Source organism: Fructilactobacillus florum 8D (assembly GCF_000512295.1).
In the GTDB taxonomy this organism is placed as follows: Bacteria; Bacillota; Bacilli; order Lactobacillales; family Lactobacillaceae; genus Fructilactobacillus; species Fructilactobacillus florum.
In genome coordinates this window covers 23,180-40,139 of record NZ_ALXG01000014.1, presented here as the reverse complement: position 1 = coordinate 40,139, position 16,960 = coordinate 23,180, and the positions used below count along the sequence as shown (strand labels likewise).

19 protein-coding genes are annotated in these 16,960 nt (G+C 41.4%); 2 read left to right on the top strand and 17 right to left on the bottom strand.

Annotated features, from left to right (window positions below; all coding sequences use genetic code 11):
• Positions 1-222 precede the first annotated feature (222 nt).
• Positions 223-1,134: a metal ABC transporter solute-binding protein, Zn/Mn family gene (locus B808_RS01725; protein WP_051393783.1), complete on the top strand. Its 912-nt coding sequence runs from the start codon at positions 223-225 to the stop codon at positions 1,132-1,134.
• Between the two features lie 48 nt (positions 1,135-1,182).
• Here B808_RS01725 and B808_RS01720 read toward each other — a convergent pair whose 3' ends face one another.
• The 5 genes from B808_RS01720 to B808_RS01700 form a co-directional block, all read right to left on the bottom strand.
• Positions 1,183-1,965, bottom strand: coding sequence for a DUF4811 domain-containing protein (locus B808_RS01720; protein ID WP_009167027.1), 783 nt, complete (start codon positions 1,963-1,965; stop codon positions 1,183-1,185).
• Complete coding sequence (locus B808_RS01715; protein ID WP_009167026.1) at positions 1,962-3,437, bottom strand: MDR family MFS transporter; 1,476 nt, start codon at positions 3,435-3,437, stop codon at positions 1,962-1,964. Before B808_RS01715 ends, B808_RS01720 begins: the two co-directional genes overlap by 4 nt.
• A gap of 150 nt (positions 3,438-3,587) precedes the next feature.
• A complete protein-coding gene (locus B808_RS01710; RefSeq protein ID WP_009167025.1) occupies positions 3,588-4,283 on the bottom strand; it encodes a 2,3-diphosphoglycerate-dependent phosphoglycerate mutase in 696 nt (231 codons plus the stop codon).
• A gap of 52 nt (positions 4,284-4,335) precedes the next feature.
• On the bottom strand, positions 4,336-5,412 hold the full coding sequence (locus tag B808_RS01705; RefSeq protein WP_009167024.1) for an AI-2E family transporter: 1,077 nt from the start codon (positions 5,410-5,412) through the stop codon (positions 4,336-4,338).
• Between the two features lie 32 nt (positions 5,413-5,444).
• Entirely contained in the window at positions 5,445-6,356 is a 912-nt protein-coding gene (locus B808_RS01700) for a hypothetical protein (protein ID WP_009167023.1), read from the bottom strand.
• Positions 6,357-6,494: 138 nt separating this feature from the next.
• Between B808_RS01700 and B808_RS01695 the strand changes: the two genes are divergently transcribed.
• Complete coding sequence (locus tag B808_RS01695) at positions 6,495-7,673, top strand: SAM-dependent methyltransferase (RefSeq protein WP_035421531.1); 1,179 nt, start codon at positions 6,495-6,497, stop codon at positions 7,671-7,673.
• 113 nt (positions 7,674-7,786) lie between these two features.
• Here B808_RS01695 and B808_RS01690 read toward each other — a convergent pair whose 3' ends face one another.
• The 12 genes from B808_RS01690 to B808_RS01635 form a co-directional block, all read right to left on the bottom strand.
• Positions 7,787-8,119, bottom strand: a complete 333-nt coding sequence (locus tag B808_RS01690; protein ID WP_035421529.1) for an AzlD domain-containing protein — start codon at positions 8,117-8,119, stop codon at positions 7,787-7,789.
• 13 nt (positions 8,120-8,132) lie between these two features.
• A complete protein-coding gene (locus tag B808_RS01685; protein WP_009167020.1) occupies positions 8,133-8,909 on the bottom strand; it encodes an AzlC family ABC transporter permease in 777 nt (258 codons plus the stop codon).
• A 92-nt stretch (positions 8,910-9,001) separates the two neighbouring features.
• Positions 9,002-10,174: a sensor histidine kinase gene (locus B808_RS01680; protein ID WP_009167019.1), complete on the bottom strand. Its 1,173-nt coding sequence runs from the start codon at positions 10,172-10,174 to the stop codon at positions 9,002-9,004.
• 3 nt (positions 10,175-10,177) lie between these two features.
• Positions 10,178-10,864, bottom strand: coding sequence for a response regulator transcription factor (locus B808_RS01675; protein ID WP_009167018.1), 687 nt, complete (start codon positions 10,862-10,864; stop codon positions 10,178-10,180).
• A gap of 135 nt (positions 10,865-10,999) precedes the next feature.
• Positions 11,000-11,734 carry a DUF1129 family protein gene (locus tag B808_RS01670; protein ID WP_009167017.1) on the bottom strand — a complete coding sequence of 245 codons (735 nt, stop codon included), beginning with the start codon at positions 11,732-11,734 and terminating at the stop codon, positions 11,000-11,002.
• An 8-nt stretch (positions 11,735-11,742) separates the two neighbouring features.
• On the bottom strand, positions 11,743-12,840 hold the full coding sequence (gene ychF, locus B808_RS01665; protein ID WP_009167016.1) for a redox-regulated ATPase YchF: 1,098 nt from the start codon (positions 12,838-12,840) through the stop codon (positions 11,743-11,745).
• A gap of 1 nt (position 12,841) precedes the next feature.
• Positions 12,842-13,045 carry a DUF951 domain-containing protein gene (locus tag B808_RS01660; protein WP_009167015.1) on the bottom strand — a complete coding sequence of 68 codons (204 nt, stop codon included), beginning with the start codon at positions 13,043-13,045 and terminating at the stop codon, positions 12,842-12,844.
• Between the two features lie 11 nt (positions 13,046-13,056).
• Entirely contained in the window at positions 13,057-13,944 is an 888-nt protein-coding gene (locus B808_RS01655; RefSeq protein WP_035421526.1) for a ParB/RepB/Spo0J family partition protein, read from the bottom strand.
• The gene (locus B808_RS01650; protein WP_009167013.1) at positions 13,931-14,701 is read right to left on the bottom strand and encodes a ParA family protein; all 771 of its coding nucleotides are present in this window, start codon (positions 14,699-14,701) and stop codon (positions 13,931-13,933) included. Before B808_RS01650 ends, B808_RS01655 begins: the two co-directional genes overlap by 14 nt.
• A 15-nt stretch (positions 14,702-14,716) precedes the next feature.
• Complete coding sequence (gene rsmG, locus B808_RS01645; RefSeq protein ID WP_035421522.1) at positions 14,717-15,442, bottom strand: 16S rRNA (guanine(527)-N(7))-methyltransferase RsmG; 726 nt, start codon at positions 15,440-15,442, stop codon at positions 14,717-14,719.
• 191 nt (positions 15,443-15,633) lie between these two features.
• Positions 15,634-16,551: a ribonucleoside hydrolase RihC gene (gene rihC, locus B808_RS01640; protein ID WP_035421520.1), complete on the bottom strand. Its 918-nt coding sequence runs from the start codon at positions 16,549-16,551 to the stop codon at positions 15,634-15,636.
• Positions 16,551-16,943, bottom strand: a complete 393-nt coding sequence (locus tag B808_RS01635; protein ID WP_035421518.1) for a tautomerase family protein — start codon at positions 16,941-16,943, stop codon at positions 16,551-16,553. The genes rihC and B808_RS01635 overlap by 1 nt, the downstream gene beginning before the upstream one ends.
• Between the last annotated feature and the right edge of the window lie 17 nt (positions 16,944-16,960).

Here is a 16,960-nt window from a genome sequence, read left to right as displayed (position 1 = left end):
TACTCTAACAGTGCGTTTACTATCATAGCGTGAATCAAGAAACATGTCAACAAAAACATTTATCTTTTTTTCTAAGTAAACGTAACTCATTTTGAGCGCTTATTTATCATACAATCTAATCTAACTAAAGTCAAACATTTTAAACAAAAAACTCTTAATGACGGCATTCCTCAAAATTACGTTATAATATCAGTATTATTCAATAAAGAAGGCCGATAACTTTTGCTTAATAGAAAACCAAAATTAATTGGATTTACGCTGGTAACCGTCCTAGCATTGCTAGGCTTAACTGCTTGCCACCAACAATCAATGCCCCGCCAACGAGCGGATCAACGCCTAAAAATTGTCTCAACTCTCAATTTTTATGGAGAAACTGCGCAACAAGTTGGTGGTAAATACGTCAAGGTTGATTCAATCATTAACTCAAACGTCGATCCGCATGATTTTGAACCAAATATCACTGACTCTAAACAAGTTGCTCAAGCTGACTTAGTAATTTCAAATGGTCTGGGCTATGATGATTGGATTAATCAAATCACCAATAGTACCGCGCCACGAGGCCAAACAGAATTACAGCTGGAACAATTACTGCATAAAAAAGATGGTGACAACGAACATCTTTGGTACGATCCACAAACTATGGATATCTTAGCCACTCAACTAGCAAAAACCTATAGCGCAAAGAACCCGCGTCAACGTCGTTATTTTCAAAACAGAGCACGTGCTTATCGAAAAAATTGGGCTCAGGTTACCAATTTGATTAACGAAATCAAACCATTAGCACAACATCAAAAAGTAGCGGTCAGTGAACCAGTTTTTAACTATTCATTAAAAAGAATGGGTTATCAAATCACTGACAATGATTTCGCAAATGCCGTTGATAAGGGAGTTGACCCAGCTCCAAAGGCGATTTCAAACCTACAATCACAAATAAAAAATCATCAAATTGCCTTTTTTGTAAACAACACCCAAACTTCTGATCCAACCGTTGCAAACCTAGTTAAGTTAGCACACCACGAGCAGCTTCCCGTGGTCAATGTTACTGAAACAAAGCCGCAAAATCGAACTTACTTTCAATGGATGCGTCAACAGTACCAAGCAGTCCAAGTGGCACAACGAACCAACAACCACTAGCAACCAAAAAAGCACTTGATAACCAGACTGGTTACCAAGTGCTTTTTATTACTTTGCAGGATTAATGTGCATTTCTTGCAAAACCTCTTGAAAAACAGCTTGTTGTCCTCTTTCTTCTACCTGTTGTTTGAACTCAGCTGCATATCGTTTACTCAACTGTTCTTTTTGTGCAGCAGTCAACTTAGGTTGCTTCGTCGTGGCTGCTTGTAATTTACTTTGCACATAAGCCGCCCCCTGTTGTTGCATAGCTGCCTGTGCTTGCGGATTATTCTTTTGCTTAGCCTGCATCTGCATTCCACGTTGCTTAGCTAACTCACCAAAACGTTTGGCCTGTTGTGGCGTCAACACTAAATAATCGTTTTTAACATAAAAAGTATTCTTGCGACTAATGAAGGTTTCCTTTTGCGCTAATCCAAACATTAACCGATAAAAATTATTTTTATAAACCCATTGATGCTTTTCAACGATTAATTTATTTTCTTTGGCGTTAGTTTTAATAACGTTAGTCGTTTTAACGGCTGGTGTGACCGTTGGCTTTTTCTGATTAACTCTTTTTTTATAAATAACTACCTGGCGACCAGATTTTTTCCCAACCTGTTGTACTAACAACATCTTCGCCTTGGGATTAACCGAAGCGAACGCATGCTCAGTTGTAACTGTCTGGCGCTCCATCCCGTAATGATACTTAAAATTTCCAACAATCATCAAAATCGTGGCAACTAGCCCAAGGGCTAAGGCAAAACTAATGCCGTTTGAAACCATTCGATTAGGAATTAGGTTCCAACAAAGAAAGAGAGCAAAAGCCGCCCCAATTAAAATTACAAAAATCATTCTTCATCTTCCCCCTTTACCGTAACTTTTTGGCGATCGCTCTTCAAGAAAAACACTAAGACAAAGGCTGCTAATGAGATTACAAAGGATACTGCAAACGCAGCCGTGTAACCCTTCAAAGTAGCTGCAATCGCAAGATCGCGAAACCGAAGTGGATCATTGATCCGTAGCAGGTGTGACGGCAAATTATTCGAGGTTACGTTTGATAAAATCGAAACCATGATCGCTGTCGCAACGGAACCACAAATTTGTCGTAGCGTATTATTGACAGCGGTCCCGTGTGCCATCATATCGACGTGTAACGAATTCATCGCCGCCGTAGTTACTGGCATCATCACCATCGCAATTCCAAACATTCGCATGGCATACAAGACAACAATGTACGCAATTGCGGTATCTTCAGTTAAAAACATAAATGGAAAAGTTCCGAGTGACAGTAAAAACAATCCGCAAATGGCCAAACGCTTGGCTCCATAGCGATCAAACAATTTTCCAGTTACCGGGCTCATCAATCCCATCATCAAAGCTCCGCCTAACAACGTTAAACCTGAATGGAAAGCACTCATTCCTCGTACAATTTGAAGATACAGGGGAAGCACCATTTCAAATCCGATCATTGCCATGAAAGAAACCGAGCCAATAATGGAAGCAATACTAAATTCAAATGATTTAAAGACCCGAAAATCAAGAAATGGTGTTGTGAGATGTAATTGTCGCCAGATAAAGATGGCAACAAAAATAAAGCCAATCAACAATGATAAAATTACCGTTCGACTACCCCAGCCATCATTTCCAACTGACGAAAAGCCATATAGTACTAGACCAAATCCAATTGTCGATAGTACTAAAGAAAGATAATCCAATTTGGATTCATGGGTTTTTAAAACCGGTTTAATAAAAAAGAATCCCAAGATAATCACAGCAGCAGCCACTGGAATCAGCATTCCAAAAAGAATTCGCCAGCTATAATTATCAATAATCCAACCAGAAAGCGTTGGTCCAATCGCCGGCGCCAATCCGATTACAATTCCACCCATACCCAGAGCAGCTCCTCGCCGTTCTGGAGGAAAAATTGATAGCAAGACGGTTTGCATCAGTGGCATTAGAATTCCAACCCCAACTCCCTGGATTAACCGTCCGACAAAGAGTGCCCCAAAAACTGGAGCTAGGTAAGCCGTAATCGTTCCTGCTTCAAAAATAAGCATGGCACCCAAAAACAACCATTTAGTGTTAATTCGAGTCGTCAGCCAGGCGCTAACAGGAATCAAAATTCCATTAACCATCATAAACCCAGTTGTCAGCCACTGAACCGTTGATGTACTAACATTAAATGCCTTCATCAAAGTGGGAAAGGCCGTCCCCAGTATGGTTTGATTTAAGACAGCAACGAAAGCTCCGAGCAACAACAGCAGCACAAACATAAACCGATTGTAAGGCTTGCCATGCGCATCAAGTGCTTGTTCTTTACTCATTCAAAATACCTCCTCGAGTGTTATTTGCAATGCTATTTACGATACAAGCTCAGTTAATTCTTGTCAAGTTTTTTGACAAGAATTTTAGAGCAGTTAAAAGGGCTCACATCTAAACCTCCCGATGTGAACCCTAATTAAAATACGGACTAACTACTGCTCATCCAGTTTTACTTTATTAATTACGTTTAAATCTTTATCAATATCGTAAACAATTGGATCACCGGTTGCAATCTCAACGTCCATGATATCTGCATCAGAAATGTTTTCAAGATACTTGGTAAGTGCGCGCAGAGAGTTCCCATGAGCAGCAATAATAACATTCTTACCATCTAACAGCTTTGGTGCAATCTGATCCTGCCAAAATGGGATTACCCGTTCCAAAGTGGTTTTTAAGTTTTCCCCCGCTGGGATTGCTCGTGGATCAAGATCAGCATAGCGCCGATCTTTGGTAGCCGAGCCCTCATCATCTGCTGCTAGGAGTGGAGGTAAAACATCGTAAGAACGCCGCCAAATGTGAACTTGATCTGCACCAAATTTTTCTGCGGCCTTCTCTTTGTTTTTACCCTGCAAATCTCCATAATGACGCTCGTTAAGCCGCCAGCTCTTCATTTCTGGAATCCACAACTGGTCACTAGCTTCCAAAGCATAGTGGAGCGTTTTAATCGCCCGTTTTAAAACGGAAGTGTAGGCTTGGTCGAACTGAATGCCACTCTGTGCAATCAATTCACCCGCATGTTGTGCCTGCTGGACGCCTGTTTCACTCAGGTCAACATCAACCCAACCAGTAAATTTGTTTGCTAAGTTCCATTCGCTTTGACCGTGTCTAATTAAACATAATTTAGCCATCGTGTTAATCCCTCTTTCATTTCATCATTTTCTCAAACAATCACATCATACATCATTTACCATGTCGATTTAAAGTGCTTTTCAACTTCTGAACTCGCTTTTTATGGCGTCTTTCGCGCGGATGAACTTTTTGAACTCCCAAAATATCAAGGAAGAATGTGAAAATTGGAACGGCCACAATCAACCCCCACACACCCAAAAAATGTTCTCCGATCAATAGCACAACAAAGGTATAAAAAATGGGCAGCTCAGTTTTCGCTGACATAAATTGAGGATTCAGGATATAAGTTTCTAACAAGTGAACTATCGCAATAATAATTACGATGTAAATCACGTACTGAATTCCACCAACTGCATAGCCCGTAATTGTCAGTGGAATCAGTGAGATGATCACTCCAGCAACTGGAATCAAACTTAGCAAAAAAATCATTAGCGCTAAAATCGGCAGTTCGGGCATCTGTAAAATCGCTAGGCAAATAGTAGTAATCACCGTATTACATACTGCAATAAAAAGTTGTGCTTCCAACACCACGCCAAAAGTTTGAACAAAAATCTTGCCAAAATAATATACATCTTGGAAAAACCAACCAAAGGTGCTTGATAAAAACTTTTCGCTAAACTCGCGCAGTTGACGTAGTTCAATAGTGAAAAAGAAACTCAATAAGAGTGACATCAAGAGTGATAACCCAATGGTCCCTACACTAGTGACATACTGAAAAATCAACCCCATGCTGTCCTTGATCTGCTTTGTGATGTTTACCGATTGCAAAAAGTTAATTACTACGGAGCGAACCTGCGGATTGTGAATCATCCGTGGGCGCTGATAAACCCGAAACAATAGTTTCGTGTACGCAATTCCCTGATCCGTCAGGGTCGGTAAGTACGTCACCACTAACATGACTACTGCTAGGATAATCAGCGAGAAAACAGCCGTTACCGTAATCACCGGTCGTAGACCAGTTCGTTTTTCAATCCAGAGCACGGTTCTAGTGATAACCAAGGTAAATATGAAGGTTAGCAACACCATGGTCATCAAATCACGACAAAAATAAATCATCATCATTAAGAAAACTAAAACGACGAACCGCCGCAACCTGACATTTTTTAAAAAAGCGTGCCAATATTCCATTAAAAAATCTCCGTCTGCTTCATCAAACTATCCTAGAATCGGTTTGAATACTCATCTGGATTTTTATATACATTGTATTCATCACTGCCATCAGTGTTATTCCCGTTATTACTTGTATTGTTATTCGTGTTACTTGAATTGCTAAAGCGGTTTTGGTACTGACCGGGATTTTGATAAACATTCAGATTATCTGATTGATGGGAAGCACCAGAGTTAGTATTACCATTGTTGTTACTACTATTATTCCCAACGGCTGTATTTTGTGCTACTCCAGTTGCGGGCTGATTAGTGGTTGATGGTGCCGATGGCGTATTGTTTGGAACCCCATTGTACTTGCTTTGCGGATCGTTAGCCGACGCCGTTTTTTCAGGGTTAGACATTGACTTCAGAGCACGATCATTCGCCTTTTTCAACGTTTTGACGTCCTTGCGAATATCAGAATAGTAGGACTGTCCAATCACATTAACATTCATAATTTGTGCCAAGGTTTCGTTAGAAGCCTCATATTTTTTATCGTTGTGTTGGCGAACCGCATCCTTATACATCGATCGTAAAGTTTTCTGATTCTTAATCACGGCATCCATCGTCTTAATCTGATCTTTAGACCGTGTAACTAGCACTTCAGAACCACCGGTTTGGTCGCGAACATTGCGATAGGCCTCGCGGGCTCCAGTAAAGTTTTTTTCGTTTACGTCATTATTACCCTCGATAAATCGCTTTGTTTGATTTAACAAGGTATTGGCTTCTTTAGCTCCTGGCTTTTTATCAACTGCTGCCTGAAACTTATCTTTAGCAGCCGTATACTTTTTCTCTTGTAGCTCCGTTTTACCTGCTGACAAGTCTGATTTGTAAGCATTAGCGCCCATGGTATGGTCAAAATAAAACCAACCTCCAACAAATAAAACAAAGATTGCAACAACCGTTGCCCAAATCCATTTCTTCATCCAAATTACCTCCATAAAGTTCTCGGCGTTGTCATGAGTATAGCATACAAGAACCTGCCCTACATAGCTAATAGTTACGTGAAAATAGGAAAAGGACTATAATAAAAATGAAAATTTCAATTAGAAAGAGGTTATTTTATGCTGGAGAAAACGTTTTATAACGAATTTTTGAAACGCAGTTTCACCATCCCCATGAAAGTCACTTTTTGGGACGGTAAAACTAAACAGTACGGAAGCGGGACGCCCCAAGCTCATATCACCATTCACAAGGCTATCCCCATTAAAGAACTCCGGCGGAATGCTTCCATTGCTCTAGGGGAAGCCTATATGGACGGAACCATTGATGTCGATGGTAACTTGGAAGATTTGATTACTTCAGCATATGAGGCTGCCGACAGTTTTTTCCGCAACAAAAAGTTCATCCATTTTCTACCAAAAACTTCTCATTCAGAAAAAGCTAGCAAAGCCGATGTCCAGAATCACTATGACATTGGTAATGATTTCTACCGGCTATGGCTCGACAAAACCATGACCTATTCTTGTGCTTACTTTGAAAAACCAACCGATTCACTTTACCAGGCGCAGGAAAATAAAATTCATCACATTTTGAAAAAGTTAAATCCCCAGTCAGACAAACGACTTCTAGACATCGGTTGCGGTTGGGGCACTTTGATGCTTACGGCTGCTGCTGAATACAACATCAAAGTCGTTGGCGTCACTTTAAGTCAAGAACAATACGAGTACGTCCAAAATCAAATTACCAAGTACGGCTTAGAAAATCTTGCTGAAGTTCGGCTACAGGATTATCGTGAATTACCTGCTGATGAAAAGTTTGATTACATCACCTCTGTTGGCATGTTTGAACACGTTGGTAAAGAAAATCTTGCTGAGTATTTTGCCACCGTTTCCAAACACTTAGCGGATGATGGGACTGCCCTCATTCACGGGATCACCCGTCAACAAGGGGGAGCAACCAACGGCTGGATTAACAAATGGATCTTCCCCGGGGGTTACATCCCTGGCTTAACGGAGAATATCCAGCACATTCTCGATCAAAACATGCAAATTTATGACGTTGAAGCATTGCGTCGTCATTATCAACGCACTTTGGAGGAATGGGATAAGAATTTCCGCAAAGTTATCCCCGAAGTTCGCGAGCTATTTGATGAAAATTTCGTTCGCATGTGGGATCTCTATCTGCAAGCTTGTGCGGCCTCATTTAAAGCTGGTAATATCGACGTAGTTCAATACCTAATCTCTAAAGGACCGTCTGGCAAGAATCTGCCAATGACTCGTGATTATATGTATCATAATTAAAACAACGAACGAAGCGAGGCAGCAAGTTTAACTACCAACTGCACCGTAAGCATTCATACTAAAAAGCGACTGAACTCATCACGAATTCAGTCGCTTTTTAGTAAGCTTCGCTATTATATTAGAAAGGTTAATGCGAACACTAACCCTAACCCGATGATGACCGAAAGTGCCATCGAACGCGTCCAAAATGCAATTAAGATTACAACCACACTTGCAATTAATTCGGGTAACATCCCTGTCACTGAAAACGAATATGTCTTAGTGATAAACAGATCCTTGACCACTAGTGATGTAAACAAACAAATTGGTACAAATTCCATCCACTCATTAAACCAGCCAGGAATTTTACGCTTTCGAAAAAAAGACAGCGGAATAAAGCGTGGTAGCAACGCTACGAAAAAACACAGTATAACTAAGAAAAAATGTTGTAACCCATTCCATTCCATGATTTATCCCCAACTATTCTCGTGGCGTTCCCGCTGGATTTTTAAACATGCGCAACAACGGGCTTTTTCGCTGTGTTTTCTTCCGTTGTTTGGTTAAGTAATTATCAATCACAAAACCAATAAATGAGGCAATCAGCGTAGCAAATACCAAGCCAAGCGTTGATTTGGTCACCACTAGGAAAAAGATCGCCAAGCCAGCGGCTAGCCCTGCTACCAAAACTTTTAAAAGACTTTTAACCTGCATCACAATCATGAACAAAAATAATGCTGTTAATGCAAAATGAACCACTGTCAGATCAATCGTAATGGCACTCCCTAAGACGCCACCAACAAAATTACTAAGCGTCCAAAACAGTAAGGACCAGTGCTCAATTTGAAGTGCGTCGCTCGGAGTAAACTGCTTGTCAGTCGAAAATTTTAAATAGTTGACGGCGTAGTTTTCATCATTCATCGAACAAGCAAACAAGAAAGTAAACCACGTACTCTGTCCGTGTAGGTATTTAGACAAACTTGAGCCTAATAGGGCATATCTCAATTCCAAGAAAAATAACATCAAAACTACTGTTACTAAGGGAGAATTGATCGTCAACATCGAAGCAATTAAAAATTGAGCCCCACCTGAAAAAACCAGGAGCGACACTAGGACAATATTAAATAAATTAAAACCCGCTGCATGCAGTAAAATACCGCAAGCCACCCCAATCGGAATATAACTAATGTCTAAAGGAAATGAGGTTTTAAAGTTTTGCTGCCGGACAGCAGTTTCAGAATGGGCTGCTTTGTTAATCAACGAAAATCCTCCACCAGTCGGATTGTTTTAAATTTACTTCAATCCACAATAATACATTATAGAGTACTGGCTGAAAATAAAAAACCGTTTCCCTATTTTTTTTTGCCCGCTTTTGCTACGGCAGTCTGTTGAATTGGTAATGTGAACGTAAAAGTTGTCATCCGATTTGTGGAATCAACGTGAATGGTTCCCCCCTGATGCCCCACCATTTCTCGTACAATGGCAAGCCCCAGACCGCTCCCACCAGTGGCAGCGTTTCTAGAACTTTCTTCGCGATAAAAACGATCAAAAATCTTGCTGATAATTTTTGGTGGAATCCGTTTGCCATCATTTGCAACTTGAAATTGAATCATTTGCTGGTCAAGGAGCTTGGCGCTAAGAAATATATTTTTCCCATCTTTTCCATAATTAAGTGCATTCGTAATTAAATTATTAAAAATCCGCCCCAATAGTTCGGCATTGGTGCCCATGGTAATGTCCTTTGAAAGGGGAGTTAACACAATTCGCATCCCCTTTTTCTTTGCTTCCAAATAAAATGAGGTTTCCAACTGATCTAACAGTTGGTTAACATCAACCTGATTAATTTCTAATTGTTGGTGTTCAATGTTATTAGCCTTGGTATACTCAAATAACCGATCAACCAATTTTTTCATTTGCTGAGCCTTTTCATAGGCAATTCGACAATACTCTAGCAACGCCGTTTCCGATTTGTATTGCTTGGCATCGATCAAACCCAAATAACCAATAATCGAAGTTAACGGGGTTCTCAAATCATGACTAACACTCGTGACCAATTCGTCCTTGGACTTTTCAATCCGACGTTCTTCGTTCAGCGATTTGATCACGTTATCCACTAAGGCATTGACGCTTTGCACCACGCGTTCGTTATCACCTGATAGATGAAAAGGAATGCGATGATCAAAATGACCGGCAGAAATGTAGTGCAATTCATCGATAATCCGGCTAATTTGAATCCGATGATAAACCCGAATCAACCGCCACCAAATGACAACCACATCAAAAATACCCATCAGGACCCAGAAAATATTTTCCCAACTAAGCAGTTGTTGCTCAAATGGTCCAAAGGTAACCGATTGTTTAATGATAAAGATACCGTCATTAACCCCTTGATTGTTTCTAATAAAAGTAATGATGATGTTGCCAACTGCCAAATCAACCAGCAGTAAAAAAATCAGGGTTACAATCCCTTCAAACCATAGTTCGTTTTTTTCTTTAGATGTCAGTTTAAAATTTGTTGTTGCCACAGGCTAACCTTCCACTTTGTACCCAACACCCCAGACGGTCTTGATAATATCTTTTCCGTCAGTAGCGTTCTCAATTTTATCCCGCAAATGACTCATGTGTACCATCACCGTTTTAGCTGAAATGACGCTTTCTTGCTTCCAAACACGTTCAAAAATCTCATCTGCAGAAAAAACTCGGTTCGGATGACTAGCCAACAGGTATAGAATCCCAAATTCAATCGCAGTTAACTGAATTTGCTTGTGATCCTCGGTCGTCACCTCGTGAGAATCTCGATTAATTGTTAGCGAATCGGCGGTAATGATTTCTGGTTGATCGTTAGTTACTTCATTCTTACTGCGCCGTAATAGCGAATGCACCCGCGCCATTACTTCCAACGGGTTGAATGGTTTAGCAACGTAGTCATCCGCCCCCGCACTCAGACCGCGGATTTTATCAATATCTTCGGTCTTTGCAGACAGTACAATAATGGGAATTTGAGAATCCTTGCGAATCGCATTAATCACATCAATGCCGTTCATGACCGGCATCATAATATCCAAAATCACTAGTCCAATATCATTTTCGGTGTTTAATTTAGATAGTGCTTCTTCACCATTGTAGGCTGCTACTGGTTCATAGCCTTCATTCTTAATGTAGATCTCTAGTAATTGAGCAATCTCCTGGTCATCATCGACTACTAATATTTTCATGTAAAAGACTCCTCTCGTATAATTACTTTTCTCAATTTTAACAAATCCGCGCTCCAACGACAGGAATTCGTCTAATTATAAGAAAAACTTACATAGATAAAAAGCCGCTCACAGCGGCTAATCTAGTTAATTTTATTACTTGCGTCCTGCAAACAAGCCACTGGTAATCGTGTAACGAGCCCGCATAAACAACATTAAACCCGTACCGACCAGCCCAATAATCAGATTAATAATTGGTGGAACCACTGGATTAACCACCCGTGGTAATAGGTTCGAGCCATAAAATACAACCATCCAGACCGCAAACATCGCTACCATCAATAATGATCGCAACAAAGCATTCTGGCGATGCTTGACGCCTGGCGCAAACAACTGCGTTACGATGGGCATCCCAGCTCCGGCAACGACGGAAGATAAAATAATACAGGTGATCCCGGCTGCTCCATCTTGTTTGGCAGCTGCTGGAGTTAAGTAGTACATCGCTGCATATAAGAAGTTAAATAAAATCAAAAACCATAAGCCATTGTAAATCGCATCAATTAGATAGTTCTTGCGGGTCAGTGGCCCCTGTGGCTGCTGGGGAGGATGAACCGTATTTTCAACTTTGTTAGCAACTGAGCCGTACAACCCCTTAGCAGTCTGACCAGTTTTTTGTGCCGTCTTAATTTCTGCTAGTGTTTGTTGAATCGTATCATCTTGCTTTGCAGTTGGTAGTTTAGTTCGGGCAAGTTCCTCTTTCAGCTTAACCATATATTCTAGGTTCCGCTTGGTAAGTCCTTGTTGTTCAAATTCTGAATAAATTAGTTTCCGCACACTTGGACGCTGTTGTTGCACATGCTCATTTCGTTTGCGATTATCTGCTTCGCTCATGATTCCTCCTAGACGTTAAAGCGGAAGTTAACAATGTCACCATCCTGCATGGTGTAGTCTTTGCCTTCAACTCTGAGTTTCCCAGCTTCTTTCACTGCTGCTTCACTTTCATATTGATCTAAATCAGCAAATGACATTACTTCGGCTCGAATGAAGCCCCGCTCAAAATCAGAATGGATGATCCCAGCTGCTTGTGGAGCCTTAGTCCCCCGTAAAAAAGTCCATGCTTTAGTTTCTTTCCCACCAGCGGTAAAGAACGTCTCTAAATTCAGTAGCCGATAGGCAGCTCGAATTAATTTATCCAGACCAGGTTCTTTGACTCCCGCTGCCTGTAAAAATTCCTGTTTGTCAGCCTCATCTAATTCTGCAATTTCTTCTTCACTCTCAGCCGCAATCCCAATTGCTTGTGCCCCATGCTTTTCAGCATAGGTTTGAACAGCTTGAAAATAGTGATCCTGAGTAGGGTCAGCCATCGAATCCTCACTAATGTTTGCAACGTACAATACTGGTTTGGAAGTCAAGAGAAACAAGCCCTTCACCACCTGTTGCTCGTCTGCATCCAAAGTCAGATCACGCACAGCGCCTCCTGCTTCCAAAGCTGGTTTCAATTTCTCCAAAACCGCTAATTCTGCTTTAGCTTCCGCACTTCCTTTAGCAGCTCTAGTAACTTTAGCAAGCCGTTTATCAACGGCATCCAGGTCAGCTAGGCTCAATTCTAAATTAATGGTTTCAATATCTGCAACTGGGTCAACTTGATCAGCGACATGGGTAATATTATCATCATCAAAAGCCCGCACCACATGAACAATCGCGTCGACCTGGCGAATGTTTTCCAGAAATTTATTTCCTAAACCTTCACCTTTACTGGCCCCTTTAACAATTCCTGCGATATCTGTAAATTCAAAGGTAGTTGGTACCACTTTTTTGGCTGGAATTAACGCCTGAATCCGTTCAAGGCGCTGATCGGGAACCTCAACCATCCCAACATTAGGATCAATGGTTGCGAACGGATAGTTAGCCATTTCAGCGCCCGCTTTGGTAATCGCGTTAAACAGAGTTGATTTTCCCACGTTAGGCAATCCTACAATTCCTGCTGTTAATGCCATCTTATTGTCCTCTTTCTTCGTCTTCCGCTGTCCTTGGTAAAATCTTTTTGACCCGTTTTTCGAATTGGTGCCGAGTTAGCATCACGATGTGCCCGCAGCCCTGACATTCAAGTTTAATATCTGCTCCCATCCGAATAATCTGCCACCGATTTATGCCGCAAGGATGAGCCTTCTTCATAACTACTAGATCATTTAGTTGATACATGGAAATCACTCCTAGTCTAGATGAATGTCTAGCAATTCCAAAATTCTCGTCAAATCCTGATTTGATAAGTAATCAATTTCAATTTTACCCCGTCCTGATTTAGGTCGGGTTTCATTAATTGCAACCTTTGTGCCAAATTTATTTTGTAACTGGTCTTCACTCTCACGTAGGTACGGTGACTTAGCCACTTGTCCTCGTTTTTTGTTTTTTGATTGCTTTTTTTGATCTAAATTATTGATCAGTTTTTCTAGCTGGCGAACCGTCAACGTTTGCGTTGCAGCCTGCTGAGCTAAGCGCAATAAATCCGGTTTGTTTTTAACGGCTAGTAGCGTACGTGCCTGTCCCATCGATAGTTGTTTCTTTTGTAACATTTCCTTCACCGGCTGTGGCAAATTTAGCAGTCGCAAGTAGTTGGCAATGTAAGGTCGACTTTTTCCCAATCTTTGAGAAACTTCCACTTGGGTAATGTCCAAATTTGTCATGAGCATGTTGTACGCTTCGGCTTCTTCTAGTGGATTTAAATCCTCGCGCTGCAAGTTTTCCATTACCGCAATTTCCATCATCTGTTCATCAGAAGCTTGCCGTACAATTCCAGGAATGGTCTCTCGACCCGCTAATTTTGAAGCTCGAAAACGTCGCTCACCTGCCAAAATTTGAAAACCGGCCTGGTTTTGATCGGGTTGCCGAACAATAATTGGCTGAAAGACTCCCGAAGTTTTAATTGACTCCGTCAAATCGCTTAAAGCTCGCTGATCAAATTTTTTCCGTGGTTGATATGGATTAGGCGTTAGTTGTGACAACGGCAACTGCCGAACTGCCTCATCATTCAAATTAACATCGTTGTCATCAAACAAGGCATCCAAACCGCGCCCTAATCCCTTACTGTTATTGCTTTTCATTGGCAGCTAACACCTCTTTCGTCAACTCAAGATAGACCTGAGCTCCCTTTGATTTAGCGTCGTAATCAATAATCGGCAAACCATGACTAGGTGCCTCTGATAAGCGCACGTTGCGAGGAATGACTGTTCGATAGACCTTCTCTTTAAAGAATTTACGAACCTCATCATTCACTTGATTCCCTAAATTAGTCCGAGCATCGTACATGGTAAGTAAGACTCCTTCGATGTACAAATCCGGATTAAAGTGTTTTTGTACTAACTGAACTGTATTTAAAAGCTGACTCAAACCTTCCAAAGCATAGTATTCACTTTGAACTGGAATTAAGATTGAATTACTAGCTGTAAAGGCATTAATTGTAATTAATCCTAGTGACGGTGGACAATCAATTAAAATAAAATCATATTGATCAGCAACCACAGCCAGCGCACTCTTCAATCGGGTTTCTCGTGCCATCTGAGGGGTCAGTTCGATTTCTGCTCCGGAAAGTTGAATAGTGGCTGGCACAATGTCTAGTCCTGAATGTGGCGAATGTAGAATCACATTTTTCACGGGCTCTTCATTTACCAAAACATCGTAGACATCTTTTTGAATCGCTGGTTTGCTAATTCCGACACCACTAGTCGCATTTCCCTGCGCATCAGAGTCAACAATCAAAACCCGCTGACCGGCAGTAGCTAAATCAGCTCCCAGATTCACTGCTGTGGTAGTCTTACCCACGCCACCTTTTTGGTTGGCTAGTGCAATCACATGTGCCATTTAATTCCCTCCTCATTAGCTTAGCGCCTGTTTCGCCGGAATGCCAGCTTGTCGTGGATACTTCACCGGTGTTTTTTTTAATTTATCAATCACGATAATATGACGCTGTTCATTAGTTTTTGGTAACGAAAAAGAAAAGTCGTTCGCAACCGCCCCTCCCAATAGTTGAAGCGCCGTGGTGGCATCTGCCAATTCTTGTTGTGCATGTGCGCCCTTTAAGGCAATTAGCTGGCCTGCGGGTTTCACTAACGGCAAACACAGTTCACTCATCACACTCAGACGAGCTAAAGCACGGGCTGTCGCAAAGTCAAATCGTTCTCGTCCAGCCCCCGTCCGTCCACCAAAATCTTCGGCACGCGCATGAACTAACTGCACATCATCAATTCCCAAAATTTCAAGCAGTTGGGCTAAAAAGGTCAACCGCTTTTGTAAGGAATCAACAATCGTCACTTTAAGTTTTGGATTCATAATCTTCATTGGTATCGAAGGGAACCCAGCTCCCGCGCCCACATCAACTAAGGTAGGCTGCCCCGTTCGCAACTTTGAAATGAAAAAAAGTGGCGTTATCGAGTCATAAAAATGCTTTAAATAAACGTCATTTACAGCCGTAATGGTGGTTAAATTAACTTTTTGATTATAGGCAACCAAGAGTTGAAAATAATCGGCAAACTGCTGAGCTTGTTGGTCTGAAAGGTTAACCTGCTGGTCAGCCAGGGCCTGTTTAAATTGTTCCGGCGTCATGTGACAAACTCCTATCAGTGTATTATATGGCTAACTTACAGCAAAACTAGGTAATTTCTCTATTACCCATTATAACTAAATTTTAAACTTTTAGTTAGAGCCAACCAAAAAAAGCGCATTTAATTAAATCAGAAAATCGTCTTTCACGAAACAAAAAACGGCGACCTCTGCAGGCCTACCGTTTTTAACGCCTAGTGATGCATGTGACGAACTTCTGCTAGGAACCAACGATTGAAAGCAGCAGCATCAATGTCAACAGCAACCTCCGCATTAACTTTCCCATCATGATAAGCACCCCGCACGTCAGCAACGGTTGCGCCATTAGCTGGTCCATCAGTGACAATATCAATCCAGTAGGATTTCATCGTCAGCAATTCTGGATGGAGTAAATAAAAAATAGTATTGACATCATGCATCGCCACCCCTGTGGCTCCCTGATCGCCATCACTAATAATGATATCGTGTAACATCTTACCAGCTGGATTTGCTGTTTCAATGGCCTGCAATGTGTCATAAGTCAGCAACGCTTTATGGGTTACATCTAATCCAATCATAACAATTGGAACCCCTGCTTGATACATAATTTTGGCTGCATGCGGATCAGTAAAGACGTTAAATTCAGCAGCACTAGTCATATTACCCTGACCCAGGGTTCCACCCATGGCAACAATCCGAGCGATTTTGGGTTTAATCTCTGGATACTCAGACAGAAGTAATGCCACGTTAGTATAAGATCCAGTTGCCACCAACGTTACTGGTTCAGAACTAGCCAGCAAGCGTTCCTTCAACGCTACAACAGCCGTTTGGTTCAATGGAGCCGTCGTCGGAGCTGGAAAATCATACCCACGCATTCCGGATTCGCCATGAATTCGTGCAGCATCCTCAAATGGTTTAATCAGTGGTTGCTCCGCTCCTGCTGCCACTGGAATCTGAGCTGCTTTACCAAAAAAACTAATGATTTTCAGTGCATTAATAGTGGTCTTATCAACCGTCACGTTTCCAGCCACCGTGGTTACCAAGCGAACGTCCAGTTCCGGATTGTTAATGGCGACCGATAAAGCCGCTGCATCATCAATTCCTGGATCTGTATCTAAAATAATTGGTTGCATTATAGTTCTCCATCTAAAAATTGTTGCTTGCCCAATCCAAAACTCCAGTCTTCTGCATGATTAGTTGCCATGGTTACAATGACATCTTCTGGACGGATTTGCATTTCTTGCTGCAACTTAGTTACTAAATCACGGCAAAAAGTCCGTTTTTGCCCCATATTCCGAGGCGTAGAAAGAATTTGAAAGAAAAGCACATCTGCACTACGCTCGATTCCAAGTCCAGCATCTAATAATTCCATTTCCTCCGGCTCATGCTGAGTAACAATTTGATAACGATCGTCCTTTGGTACCCCAAAATCTTGTCGCGTTAAATCATAGGCAATTTGCATAATTTTTTTAATCTCAGCAGTGCTTCGGCGTCCCTTAATCATATCAATTCTCATTAATGGCATTTTATCCCCATCCGTTT